Origin of the sequence: Erwinia endophytica (genome assembly GCF_009295515.1) — a bacterium.
GTDB lineage: Bacteria > Pseudomonadota > Gammaproteobacteria > Enterobacterales > Enterobacteriaceae > Erwinia > Erwinia endophytica.
The window spans coordinates 58,944-71,559 of record NZ_RQVV01000061.1 but is presented as its reverse complement, the minus strand read 5'-3'; the positions used below and the strand labels follow the sequence as shown (position 1 = coordinate 71,559).

Below are 12,616 nucleotides of genomic sequence, written 5' to 3'. Positions count from 1 at the left end.
ATGATTTTTTGCCATTCCTTCTCAGGTCAGAGAGACCATCAACACTTTGGAGCGTCGCTGATAATTGTACATCTGTTTTTTGCTTTCCGGCAGTAGTTCGATATCGACCGGTGTGAAGCCACGTTCCTGGAACCAGTGAATACTGCGGGTAGTCAGCACAAACAGTTTTTTCAGCCCCATCTGGCGTGCCTGTAACGCAATCCGTTCCAGCAAGGCTTCTCCGCGGGAGGAACTACGGTAATCCGGATGTACCGCCACGCAAGCCATTTCACCAATCTGTTCTTCGGGGAAAGGGTAAAGCGCTGCACAGCCGATGGTCAGATTATCGCGTTCGATAATGGTGAATTTGTCGATCTCCATCTCCAGTTGCTCACGCGAGCGGCGCACGAGGATCCCCTGTTGCTCCAGCGGACGGATCAGTTCCAGAATGCCGCCGATATCGTTGATTGTCGCACGGCGGATCTGCTCTGCGCTTTCCATGACTATCTGTGTACCAATACCGTCGCGAGAAAACAGCTCCTGCAGTAGCGCGCCATCTTCCTGATAACTGATCAGGTGACTGCGGCGCACGCCGCTACGGCAGGCTTTTACCGCACCACGCAGGAAGCGAACCGTGCCGGAGAGAAAGTCATTATCTCGTTCAAGTTCTTCAATGCGTTGTTGCGCGTCGTTCGGGAACAGCTCAGAAATAATTGCGCCTTCGTTGTTGGTGACTCCCTGCTCGGAGCAGAAACCGATCATCTTCTCCGCTTTTAACTTGATCGCCAGTTGCGTGGCGACTTCTTCCGAAGTCAGGTTGAAGCTTTCTCCGGTAACAGAAACCGCTACAGGCCCCATCAACACGATGGCGCCACTGTCAAGTTGGCGGTGAATGGCCTCTTCATCAATACGGCGGATTCGCCCACTGTGACAGTAGTCAACGCCATCATCCACGCCCAGCGGCTGAGCGATGATAAAATTGCCGCTGACCACATTGATATGGGCGCCTTGCAAGGGAGTATTATTCAGGCTCATCGACAGGCGTGCGGTAATGTCCAGTTGCAAACGGCCTGCGGCCTGCTTCACCAGTTCCAGAGATTGGGCATCTGTCACGCGGATGTGTTTGTGGTAAACCGGCTCCAGATGGTGTTCAGCCAGGTTTGCGTCGATTTGAGGTCGTGCGCCATACACCACGACCAGGCGGATGCCGAGACTGTGGAGAAGGCCAATATCATTGACGATGCTTGAAAAGTTCTCATGCTCGATAGCTTCACCACCCAGCATAATGACAAACGTTTTACCACGGTGGGCATTGATATAGGGGACGGTATGGCGAAACCCCTGAACCAGCTCGGTACTACGTTCCTTCACAGCAAACCCTCTATGAATTATTATTCGATAAAAATGTATTTTTATTCTTTTATTGCCTGGTTGCAAGAGGCAATTCTTGTACTTTCAATCAACGTTAGTGGGGGATGAGCGCTAATAGGTGCATCAGCGGGCTTTTTTCTGATGACACCGTTAGCAGGATTCGCTAAAGTTTCCTAAATTGGCAGTTATTTAGCATTATTTTTTTAGAAAAAACAGCAATCATATTGGAGTGGCATGTCCGATTTACCTTCGCCAGGCCGACGCCGGTGGTTAAAAAATACGGGGGCAGTTCTGTTGCTCAGCGTCAGTAAAGTAGGTTTTGCAGCCGCCAGCCATGTGGTTGCTATCCGCATCTGGCCTTCCTCGACCTACTCTCGTGTCACGCTGGAATCCAGCGGCCCGCTGCAATACAAGCAGTTCGTTCTGAGTAACCCCGACCGCGTCGTGGTGGATATCACTCATCTGCACCTTAACCATGTGTTAACCCGGGCACCTGACCTGGTCCGTAATGACGACCCTTACATTAAAAATGCCCGGGTAGGCCAGTTCAATAAAAATACCGTGCGGTTGGTGTTGGAACTGAAGCAAAACGTGATGCCGAAAGTGTTTACACTGGATCCGGTTGCGGGTATTCAGCACCGACTGGTGCTGGATCTGTATCCGGCAGGGGGGAAAAGTAGCCGCCATGAGGACGATCCGTTACTGGCGTTACTGGAAGATTACAACAAAGGCAACCTTGAGAAGGATCAACCTGCCAGGGCGCCTTTACCGGGGAAAGCTGGCAGGGATCGCCCGATTGTGATCATGCTTGATCCGGGACACGGCGGTGAAGACTCTGGTGCGATCGGAAAAAATAAGACGCGAGAAAAGGATATTGTGCTGCAAATCGCCCGACGGTTGAAATCGTTGATCGACAAAGAGCCGAACATGAGGGTGTACATGACGCGTAATGAGGACGTATTTATTCCATTGCGGGTGAGGGTGGCTAAAGCCCGCAAGCAGCGCGCCGATCTGTTTGTGTCCATCCATGCTGATGCGTTCACTAACCGGGCGGCGCGGGGCTCCTCGGTTTTTGCTCTCTCGACCAAAGGCGCGACCAGCACGGCAGCACGCTATCTGGCGCGGACACAGAACGAATCTGACTTGATTGGCGGCGTCAGCAGAAGCGGAGACCGTTATCTCGACCATACCATGTTCGATATGGTACAGAGCCTGACTATCAATGACAGTCTGAAATTTGGTAAAGAAGTACTGTCGCGGGTGGGGAAGGTCAATCATCTGCATAAGAAAACGGTGGACCAGGCCGGATTTGCGGTACTGAAAGCGCCGGATATTCCGTCGATTCTGGTGGAAACAGCTTTTATCAGCAATCTGGAAGAAGAGCGTAAATTGCGTACCAGCCATTTTCAGCAGCAGATTGCGGCGGCGATTTTTGCCGGGATCAAAGATTACATCGCCAGTGGTGCTCCGCTGGCGCCAGGATAATCGCGAGGGCGGACAAACACAGGTTAAGTGTCGAAAGAGTGGGGCTGGATGTCAAAAACAAAAAAACACCCTTAAGGGTGCTTGATTGGTTGCGGGAGCCGGATTTGAACCGACGACCTTCGGGTTATGAGCCCGACGAGCTACCAGGCTGCTCCATCCCGCGTCCGTAGTGCTGTTGCTTCCGTCACAACAGTCTTTCTCATTACTTTACTGTTTTCCCAAAGGAAAATTGGTTGCGGGAGCCGGATTTGAACCGACGACCTTCGGGTTATGAGCCCGACGAGCTACCAGGCTGCTCCATCCCGCGTCCGTGGATGCGCACTATACTCGCCGTGAGTTTTGTTGCAACCACTTTTTGCAATAAAGTCATCAAAAGGATGCCTGCTGCTTAATTTCTCTGCCATCTGCTCTATAGTTGAACAATGTTGGGTTATCTTTACCCTTCGTACGTTTAAATCTCCCGGTGGCTTTGCTATCTTCGGCCTGGAATTTCGCAAAGAGGTTGCAAAGTAATGAAAGGACGTTGGGCGAAGTATGTGATTACCGGGGGATTGATTGCTCTGTTGGTGGGATGTTCTTCAAAACCGGCTGATCGTGGGCAGCAATATAAGGATGGTAAACTGGACCAGCCGTTAGGACTGGTCAATCAACCGAATGCGAAAGGGCGACCGGTTAACGGCAAAGACTTCGCCAACCAGGTATTGGAAATTAAATATGCTTCGCCGGGTATGTTCGCCCGACAGAATTCGACCTACAGCGCGATTGAAAGTTGGTTGATGGCCGGTGGCGATACGCGCCAGTTGCGCCAGTTTGGTCTGGACGCCTATCAAATGGAAGGGACCGACAACTATGGTAACGTGCAGTTTACTGGCTATTATACGCCGGTTATTGAGGCCCGTTACACCCGCCAGGGCGAGTTCCAGTATCCTTTATACCGTATGCCGCCGGGTAAACGTCGTCTGCCTACTCGTGCGCAAATTTACAGTGGCGCACTGGATGACCGTTACGTGCTGGGTTACAGCAATTCCCTGATGGATAACTTCATTATGGATGTGCAGGGCAGCGGCTATGTTGATTTTGGCGATGGGCGGCCGTTAATGTTCTTTGGTTACGGTGGTAAAAACGGCCACCCATATCGCAGTATCGGTAAAGTATTGATCGATCGTGGTGAAGTGAAGCGTGAGGATATGTCGATGCAGGCTATCCGCCACTGGGGAGAAACGCACAGCCCGGAAGAAGTGCGTGAGCTACTGGAGCAGAACCCTTCCTTTGTGTTCTTTAAACCAGAGGAGTTTGCTCCAGTTCGCGGTGCCAGCGCCGTCCCGCTGATTGCCAAAGCCGCGGCGGCGTCTGATCGCTCGTTGATCCCGCCGGGAACGACGCTGCTGGCCGAAGTGCCATTACTGGACAACAACGGTAAATTTACCGGAAAATATGAGATGCGCATGCTGGTCTCGCTCGATGTGGGTGGCGCCATTAAAGGGCAGCATTTTGATATCTACCAGGGTATCGGCCCGGAAGCCGGTCATATGGCGGGCTGGTATAATCATTATGGCCGCGTCTGGGTGCTGAAAGCGGCGCCTGGCGCAGGTATGCCGATATTCTCTTCTGTACAAAATAGTCATGGCGGTTCTGCCCTGTTGACCCGGCAGTAATGGCTGATAGCGGGCTGTTCAGTCGGCCCGTTGTTGAATTCCGAGGTTCTGAGGTAAAGCATGACAACTCTTTCTGACGCCTGGCTGCAACGCTTTGGCGGCACGGCGCGTTTGTACGGACAGTCGGCCCTGAAATTGTTCGCTGAGGCGCATATCTGTGTTATCGGTATTGGCGGCGTGGGTTCCTGGGTGGCGGAAGCGCTGGCGCGTACCGGAATTGGCGCTATTACCTTGATCGATATGGACGATATTTGCGTGACCAACACCAATCGGCAAATTCACGCCCTGAAAGAGACCGTGGGGCAGGCAAAAACTGAGGTGATGGCGGAACGTATTCTGGCAATAAACCCGGAGTGTAACGTCACCTGTGTTGACGATTTTATCACCCCGGAAAACACAGCAGAACTGATGAGCGGTGGATTCACTTACGTGATTGATGCTATCGACAGCGTACGGCCTAAAGCGGCGCTACTGGCCTGGTGTCGTCGTAATAAGATCCCGCTGGTCACCATTGGTGGGGCGGGGGGACAGATTGATCCTGGACAAATCCAGGTTGTCGATCTGGCGAAAACGATTCAGGATCCGCTGGCGGCCAAACTGCGTGAGCGTCTGAAGCACGATTTCAATATAGTGAAGAACAGCAAAGGTAAGCTGGGTATTGACTGCGTGTTTTCAACGGAAGCGCTGATGTACCCACAGGCGGATGGTTCGGTTTGCACGGCACGCCGTACGGCGGAAGGGCCGAAGAGGATGGACTGTGCATCAGGTTTTGGCGCGGCAACCATGGTTACCGCCACCTTTGGTTTTGTCGCTGTTGCCCATGTGCTGAAAAAGATGATGGCGAAAGCGGCGCGCGCCTGATCAGCGCGTTTCCCGTGCGGCGTTAATCACCGCTTCTGCCAGAGCGACCAGACCGGCACTGCGTGAAGCGCTAAGCTGATGACGTAGTCCCAAATCATCGAATAATGCCAGCGGATCCTGCCGCAACAGCGCGGCAGGTGGTTGTCCTTCTACTGCTGTCAGTAGTACGGCAAGCAATCCCCTCACAATGCGACCTTCGCTGTCGCCATAGAAATGCAGGCGGCCATCGCTCCGTTGTTGATACCCTAACCAGACGCGATTCTCACAACCGCTCAATTCGATCTCCGCTATTTTCAGCTCATCAGGCAGGGGCGGCAGTTGTTTACCCAACATGATCAACTGACGGTAGCGGTCTTCCCATTGAGTGAATGCCGCAAATTTTTGTTTCAGGTCCTCGGCGGTGATCTGCGCGCCAAACGGATGTGGTGCAAGTAAAAAAGTCATGGTTAATCTGCCAGCAGTTCCAGTGCGGTGATCATACTGCTGACCAGCGCTTCAACATCGTTGAGCGTATTATACGGTGCAAATGAAGCGCGCAAAGTGCCATTAATCCCCAAAGCCTGTAGCAACGGTTGAGCGCAGTGCTGACCCGCGCGCAGTGAGATACCACTTTCTGCCAGCAGTGTGACGACATCGTTGTGATGCACGCCGACAATATCGAACGACAGTAAGCTGGATCGGCTGGCGCGGAAGCTGCGGAAACCGGGGAGAGTGGCGAGACGCTCTTCAGCCAGGTCGGCCAGATGACAGCTCCAGCTTTCGGCCTGAACTCTATCCAGCGTTTCCAGCCAGGTCAGCGCCGCGCTCAGGCCTGTCACTCCGGCGACGTTCGGCGTTCCCGCTTCAAAGCGCCACGGTACGGGCTGTGGCGTGAAGCCTGTAAAGTCGACGGTTGTCAGCATTTTGCCACCGCCCTGCCATGGCTGCATCGCGTCCAGCAGCTCGGGTTTGCCATAGAGCGCCCCAATCCCCATAGGGCCATACATCTTATGGGCCGAGAAAGCATAAAAATCGATGTCCAGTGCTTGCACGTCGGGTGGGGTGTGGACTACGCCTTGCGCCCCGTCGATCATCACTTTGGCGCCAACCTGGTGGACAAGGCTAATGGCTTTGGTGAGGTCTGGGCAGCCGCCGGTGACGTTGGACATCTGCCCCAGGGCCAGCAAGCGGGTACGTGAGTTGAGTAACGCCGGCAATAAAGTGATATCGGGTAGCCGGTCTTTACCCAGCGGCCATTTGATTACTTTCGCGCCAGTCTGTTCCGCCACCATTAACCACGGCACCAGGTTGGCATGATGCTCTGCTTCACTGACGATTATCTCGTCACCCTCCTGCAGCCGGGGACGAAAATAGCCCTGAGCGACCAGGTTAATGGCCTCGGTGGTGCCTTTTGTCCAGATAATGTTGGTTGCAGCAGGAGCGTTCAGCAGACGCGCCACCTGGCTACGGGTATGTTCATAACGTTCGGTCAGCTCGCGCGCCGCAGCGAACTGGCTGCGGTGTACGGTGCCGGCATTCAGGCTGTAAAATTGCTGTGTTGCCTGAATCACCACCTCCGGTTTCAGCGTAGTAGCGGCACTATCAAGGTAAATACCGGCATCGGCCAGGGCCGGGAACTGCTGGCGAAACTGATCGGGGATAAATGACGTCATACACTCCTCGAAACCAATGATGGATTGGTGTGGTTTATTTCCAGACCACTCTGAATTACAGATACTTTTCTGGCAATGCTGGAAAAGCGAGTTATCCTGATTATGCAAGATTTAAACTATTACCCGCAAATAAGCGACTTTCAGACTGGCAATTTATTCTTTTTTTGCTTTCTGGCCGCATCGATGAGGGGTTTATCGCATTATTACCTGCAAGGAGATATAAGGATGAAAAAATTTTCTGTTTTTATGACCGCCTGTGCCATGACTTTTACTCTGGTTGCCTGTTCCAGCAATTACGTGATGCATACCAATGATGGTCGGACGATTGTTGCTGATGGCAAACCCGCCGTTGATTCAGATACCGGGATGATCAGCTATAAAGATGCCAACGGCAACACGCAGCAGATTAACCGTGCAGAGGTGAAAGAAATGGTCGAAATGGACCAGTAAGTATCAACCAAAAAAAAGCACCGCGATTTGCGGTGCTATTCATCACTATGGACAGACAGGATAAATCTACAGGAATAAAGGGCAGCCAGGCTACCCGATCTGAAAATCGTCAGACCAATTGCAAACACAACATCACAACCACAAGCCAAAAGCCGTAAAAAATCTCGCGTAACCGCTTAAATTTCAAACTGCTCTTCGTTCCGGCTCAGGAAGTGAGGGAACTATAGGTATTTGCTGGTACATCCTCAACGGACAAATTATAATGGTTCAGATAAAAAAAACTAATGCGCTAATTTCTGTCAGGGTCGTTATGGCCTGATATCGTATCATTCAGTCTCTGGTGACTATGTCTAAACGTCTTCCTCCTCTCAATGCGCTACGTGTTTTCGATGCGGCTGCGCGTCATCTCAGTTTTACCCGGGCTGCGGAAGAGTTATTCGTTACGCAGGCGGCGGTGAGTCATCAAATCAAGTCACTTGAGGATTTTCTTGGTTTGAAGCTGTTTCGCCGCCGTAATCGTTCGTTGCTGCTGACTGAAGAAGGGCAGAGCTATTACCTCGATATTAAAGAGATTTTTACCGCGCTGAACGACGCTACCCGCAAGCTCCAGGCACGAAGTGCCAAAGGGGCGCTGACCGTCAGTTTGTTGCCCAGTTTTGCCATTCAGTGGCTGGTTCCCCGTCTCTCCAGCTTTAACTCAGCTTATCCAGGAATCGATGTGCGTATTCAGGCTGTGGATCGTGATGAAGAGAAGCTGGCTGATGATGTTGATGTGGCCATTTTCTATGGGCGCGGCAACTGGCCGGGCTTGAGGGTAGAAAAACTTTATGCCGAATACCTGTTACCGGTTTGTTCTCCATTGCTGTTGACTGGCGATAACCCTTTAAAAACACCGGAAGATCTGGCCCATCATACCTTGTTGCATGATGCGTCCCGTCGTGACTGGCAGTCTTACACCCGCCAGTTGGGGGTGGCGCATATCAATGTGCAGCATGGTCCGATTTTCAGCCATAGCGCCATGGTGCTGCAGGCCGCGATCCACGGGCAGGGCGTGGCGCTGGCTAACAATGTGATGGCGCAAACAGAGATTGAAGCCGGACGACTGGTCTGTCCGTTCAATGATGTGTTAGTCAGTAAAAACGCTTTTTATCTGGTTTGCCATGACAGTCAGGCAGAACTGGGTAAAATAGCCGCCTTCCGACAGTGGATCCTGGCAAAAGCGGCCAGCGAACAGGAAAAATTTCGCTTCCGCTATGTAAACTGAACTGTGATTTTGTCATGCGTGGCTACGGCTGTGCGTGCCACCCTTGAGGATGATTGAATGTCGAGTCGTGCAATGCTGATTTTTTCAGCTATCAGCGGGTTTATATTTGTAGCATTGGGGGCTTTTGGCGCTCATGTGTTGAGTAAATCGCTGGGAACGAATGAAATGGCCTGGCTGAAAACGGGTCTGGAGTATCAGGGGTTCCACACTCTGACGATTTTGGGGTTGGCATCGGCAATGCTACGTCGGGCTAATATCTGGTTTTACTGGAGCAGCGCGTTCCTGGCGCTGGGAACGGTATTATTCAGTGGCAGCCTTTATTGTCTGGCACTGTCGCATTTGAAGTTATGGGTCTATGTTACGCCGATTGGCGGTACCTGCTTCCTGGTGGGCTGGATTTTGATGTTGGTGGGCGCGATGCGTCTGAAACAAAGGGCAGAACGCCAATGAATAAAGTTTTACTCTATTGTCGTCAGGGTTTTGAGAAAGAATGTGCAGCGGAGATCACAGCCAAAGCCGCGGCCAGGCAGGTTTTCGGTTTTGCGCGGGTCAAAGCCGATTCTGGCTACGTGTTGTTTGAGTGTTATCAATCTGAAGAGGCCGGGAAGCTGATTAGCGAGTTGCCATTCAGCGAACTGATTTTTTCCCGCCAGATGATAGTGGTTGGCGAACTGTTACGTGATCTGCCGCCAGAAGACCGAGTGGCGCCGATAACCGCAATGCTAACTGGCGTGGTGGAGAAGGGCGGTGAGCTGCGTGTTGAAGTGCCGGACACCAATGAAAGTAAAGAACTGCTAAAATTTTGCCGGAAATTTACGGTCCCGTTGCGTAGCAGCCTGCGAGCCGCGGGGGTGTTGCTCAATAATGAAAGCAACAAGCGTCCGGTGATCCATGTCTTTTTCATCGCGCCGGGATATTGCTATGTTGGCTATTCTCTGCCGCAAAACAATTCGCCGTTCTTTATGGGCATCCCTCGTCTTAAGTTCCCATCCGATGCACCAAGCCGTTCGACACTGAAACTGGAAGAAGCGTTTCATGTTTTTATTCCCGCTGATGAGTGGGAGGAACGTCTGGCCAGTGGTATGTATGCGGTGGATCTGGGGGCGTGTCCGGGCGGCTGGACATGGCAGTTGGTGAAACGCAGTATGATGGTGCATGCCGTTGATAACGGGACGATGGCGGCGAGTCTGATGGATACCGGACAGGTTTTTCACCACCGTGAAGACGGTTTTAAGTATCGGCCGACGCGCAGCAATATCTACTGGCTGGTATGCGATATGGTGGAAAAGCCAGTGCGGGTAGCAAACCTGATGGCCGACTGGCTGGTTAACGGCTGGTGCCGGGAGGCTATCTTCAACCTGAAATTGCCGATGAAAAAGCGTTATGAAGAGGTTTCGCAGAATCTGGCAATGATGGATGAGAAACTGAAGGCCAACGGGATTAACGCGCAAATCCAGGCTCGTCAGCTATACCATGACCGCGAGGAAGTGACCGTACATATTCGTCGCATCTGGGGGGCTACGCCGGGTCGCCGCGATGAGCGCTAGTCCCTCCCTAAAAGGCGTTTTGGGGCGTTTTCAGCGCCTCAGTAGCCGCAGATCCTTCAGATTGCCTTCCAGTTCTAAACGGGTGTTTAGGGTGGCGACCTGGCGGCAGATCATCGCCATCTGTTGGTTTTGTTCCAGCTTTTTCCGCCATTTATCGGCCACCGCGGGCAGGTTCTGATACACATTCTCCAGCGAACCAAACTCTTGCAGCAACTGAGTGGCGCTTTTGGCGCCGATCCCAGCCACTCCGGGGATCTTGCTGCTGCTGACGCCGGCCAGCCCCCAGTAATCAGGAAGTTGTGCTGGCAATACGCCGAAGGTCTTATTGATAAACGATACGTCCAGCCAGCGTTTCTGGAAGTAGTCGCGGATCAGAATGGTGGGGGCCAGTAATTGGCAATAGCCTTTATCGGTGGAAACAATAGTTGCCTGGTGACCACTGGCTGAGACCTTCACCGCCAGTGTGGCGGCCAGGTCGTCGGCTTCCTCGCCGGTAGCATGCCAGCAGGCGACGCCTGCTTCGGCAAAAGCCTGGCGCAGCCGTGGCATCTCATCTTTCAGCGTCTCCGGCATTGGCGAGCGTCCCGCCTTGTAGTCTGACAATAGCTGGTGACGCCAGCCCCGGAGGCGATCATCATCATCAAATACCGCCACTGCATGGGTTGGCTGGCTGTGTAAGATCAGCTGTTGCAATGCATGGATGCAGATTTCCTGGCATGGCGAACCCTGTACTGCATGGATGCGACGGATCAGATTGAGGGCATCAACAATCAATAAATGTAGAGTCATGAGCACACACGAAGTGGAGCGACAGTCGCCGCTCCGGTTAAGATTATTTGATGATTTCGTAGCAGGGGATATAGGCTGTTCCCGGCAGCTTCATGCGGTGCTGGGCAACGAATCCCTGTAACAAATCGTCCATGCGGCGCATTATTTCCGGATCGCCATGTAGCTTATATGGACCTTTTTCTTTGATGGCTTGTACCCCGACATCTTTTACATTACCGGCCACAATACCTGAGAATGCCCGGCGCAGGGTCGCTGCAAGTTGCTCAGCAGGCTGATCGGGATAGAGATTCAGATTGGCCATATTTTCATGGGTCGGCACAAACGGTACCTGCAGGTCAGGGGAGATGCGGATAGACCAGTTAAAACTGTAGGCATCGCCAGTTTCACGACGGTGCTCTTTCACTTTCGGCATCGCTTTTTTCATTAATTGGGCCACTGCCGGTGCATCATCAATGATGATAGTGTAGTACCGACGGGCCGCTTCCCCCAGGGTGCTGACAATGAATTCGTCCATCACGCGGAAATAGTCGGCACTCTCTTTTGGCCCGGTCAGGATCAACGGTAACACCTGCTCCTGATTGTGTGGGTTCATCATAATACCCAACAGATATAGCAGCTCTTCTGCTGTCCCCACCCCGCCTGGGAAGATAATGATACCGTGGGCGATACGCACAAATGCCTCAAGACGTTTCTCAATGTCCGGCATGATTATCAGCTCATTGACCAATGGATTTGGCGGCTCAGCGGCAATAATGGACGGCTCAGTCAGACCAATAAAGCGACTTTCTTTATAACGCTGCTGTGCATGACCCACTGCGGCACCTTTCATTGGCGCTTCCATCACCCCTGGGCCACAACCGGTACAAATATTCAGCTCGCGCAGGCCCAACTGGGAACCCACGTTGCGACAATATTGATATTCGATGGCATTGATTGAATGACCGCCCCAACACACCACAATATTGGGTTCTTCACCAATGTGCAGCGCCCGGGCGTTACGTAAGATAGAAAACACCAGGTTAGTGATATGCACCGAGTCTGCGATATTCAGATGCTGCACGCGAGCCGCACTGTCGATTTGCCCGTTCACGAACAGAATGTCGCGCAGGACGGCAAACAGGTTGGCTTGCAGTGAACGAATAATATGGCCGTCGACGAAGGCTTCAGCAGGGGGATTAATCAGTTCCAGTTTTACGCCGCGTTCACGACGCAGCACATTAATATCGAAATCTTCAAAGCGGGACAACAACTCGTGGCTGCTGTCGGTCTGGCTACCAGAGTTCAACACGGCAAGCGAGCAGTTGCGGAAAAGTTGGTAAAGGTCGCTGCTGGCTGTCCGCTTCAGCATGTCGACTTCCAGTTGGGACAGCAAATCCATTGAGCCTAATGGGCTGATTTGTGTAATCAAATTAACTCCTTTACACCCATCCGGGTGGTGAGCGCCCTCAACGGGAGCCATGCTGGCACTGCGTCGGAGAGTCGCGGAAAGGTAATATCCCTGGGTGGGAAAATCGTTCCCCCCATAGTCAGAGTAGTCTTGTCCATGAGGATTTAAAATAGCAC

At 52.5% G+C, this 12,616-nt stretch carries 12 protein-coding genes and 2 tRNA genes; 7 read left to right on the top strand and 7 right to left on the bottom strand.

Annotated elements, in window-relative coordinates:
- Window positions 1-21: 21 nt before the first annotated feature.
- Window positions 22-1,350: an amino-acid N-acetyltransferase gene (gene argA, locus EH228_RS19550; protein ID WP_152323282.1), complete on the bottom strand. Its 1,329-nt coding sequence runs from the start codon at window positions 1,348-1,350 to the stop codon at window positions 22-24.
- 234 nt (window positions 1,351-1,584) lie between these two features.
- On the opposite strand from argA, the gene amiC reads away from it, so the two are divergent.
- The gene (gene amiC, locus EH228_RS19545; RefSeq protein WP_152323281.1) at window positions 1,585-2,835 is read left to right on the top strand and encodes an N-acetylmuramoyl-L-alanine amidase AmiC; all 1,251 of its coding nucleotides are present in this window, start codon (window positions 1,585-1,587) and stop codon (window positions 2,833-2,835) included.
- A gap of 86 nt (window positions 2,836-2,921) precedes the next feature.
- Here amiC and EH228_RS19540 read toward each other — a convergent pair.
- Together EH228_RS19540 and EH228_RS19535 are read right to left on the bottom strand one after the other, a co-directional pair.
- Window positions 2,922-2,998: transfer RNA gene (locus tag EH228_RS19540), tRNA-Met, on the bottom strand.
- Between the two features lie 67 nt (window positions 2,999-3,065).
- A tRNA-Met gene (locus EH228_RS19535) sits at window positions 3,066-3,142 on the bottom strand.
- Window positions 3,143-3,347: 205 nt separating this feature from the next.
- Between EH228_RS19535 and mltA the strand changes: the two genes are divergently transcribed.
- The gene (gene mltA / locus EH228_RS19530) at window positions 3,348-4,490 is read left to right on the top strand and encodes a murein transglycosylase A (RefSeq protein WP_152323280.1); all 1,143 of its coding nucleotides are present in this window, start codon (window positions 3,348-3,350) and stop codon (window positions 4,488-4,490) included.
- Window positions 4,491-4,550: 60 nt separating this feature from the next.
- The gene (gene tcdA, locus EH228_RS19525; protein ID WP_152323279.1) at window positions 4,551-5,351 is read left to right on the top strand and encodes a tRNA cyclic N6-threonylcarbamoyladenosine(37) synthase TcdA; all 801 of its coding nucleotides are present in this window, start codon (window positions 4,551-4,553) and stop codon (window positions 5,349-5,351) included.
- Here the strand turns inward: tcdA and csdE are convergent, their stop codons facing one another.
- Together csdE and csdA are read right to left on the bottom strand one after the other, a co-directional pair.
- A complete protein-coding gene (csdE, locus tag EH228_RS19520) occupies window positions 5,352-5,795 on the bottom strand; it encodes a cysteine desulfurase sulfur acceptor subunit CsdE (RefSeq protein WP_152323278.1) in 444 nt (147 codons plus the stop codon).
- Window positions 5,796-5,797: 2 nt separating this feature from the next.
- A complete protein-coding gene (csdA, locus tag EH228_RS19515; RefSeq protein WP_152323277.1) occupies window positions 5,798-7,003 on the bottom strand; it encodes a cysteine desulfurase CsdA in 1,206 nt (401 codons plus the stop codon).
- A gap of 225 nt (window positions 7,004-7,228) precedes the next feature.
- Here csdA and EH228_RS19510 point away from each other — a divergent pair, with 225 nt between their 5' ends.
- From EH228_RS19510 to rlmM, 4 genes are all read left to right on the top strand, one after another.
- Window positions 7,229-7,453 (top strand): YgdI/YgdR family lipoprotein, encoded by a 225-nt coding sequence (locus EH228_RS19510; RefSeq protein WP_152323276.1) that lies wholly within the window; start codon window positions 7,229-7,231, stop codon window positions 7,451-7,453.
- A gap of 346 nt (window positions 7,454-7,799) precedes the next feature.
- The gene (gene gcvA, locus EH228_RS19505) at window positions 7,800-8,717 is read left to right on the top strand and encodes a glycine cleavage system transcriptional regulator GcvA (RefSeq protein ID WP_152323275.1); all 918 of its coding nucleotides are present in this window, start codon (window positions 7,800-7,802) and stop codon (window positions 8,715-8,717) included.
- 57 nt (window positions 8,718-8,774) lie between these two features.
- Complete coding sequence (locus EH228_RS19500; RefSeq protein ID WP_152323274.1) at window positions 8,775-9,167, top strand: DUF423 domain-containing protein; 393 nt, start codon at window positions 8,775-8,777, stop codon at window positions 9,165-9,167.
- Window positions 9,164-10,264, top strand: a complete 1,101-nt coding sequence (rlmM, locus tag EH228_RS19495; RefSeq protein WP_152323273.1) for a 23S rRNA (cytidine(2498)-2'-O)-methyltransferase RlmM — start codon at window positions 9,164-9,166, stop codon at window positions 10,262-10,264. Before EH228_RS19500 ends, rlmM begins: the two co-directional genes overlap by 4 nt.
- 30 nt (window positions 10,265-10,294) lie before the next feature.
- On the opposite strand, the gene xni is transcribed toward rlmM, so the two are convergent.
- Together xni and ppnN are read right to left on the bottom strand one after the other, a co-directional pair.
- The gene (gene xni, locus EH228_RS19490; protein WP_152323272.1) at window positions 10,295-11,053 is read right to left on the bottom strand and encodes a flap endonuclease Xni; all 759 of its coding nucleotides are present in this window, start codon (window positions 11,051-11,053) and stop codon (window positions 10,295-10,297) included.
- Window positions 11,054-11,096: 43 nt separating this feature from the next.
- The gene (gene ppnN, locus EH228_RS19485) at window positions 11,097-12,461 is read right to left on the bottom strand and encodes a nucleotide 5'-monophosphate nucleosidase PpnN (protein ID WP_152323271.1); all 1,365 of its coding nucleotides are present in this window, start codon (window positions 12,459-12,461) and stop codon (window positions 11,097-11,099) included.
- Window positions 12,462-12,616 lie beyond the last annotated feature (155 nt).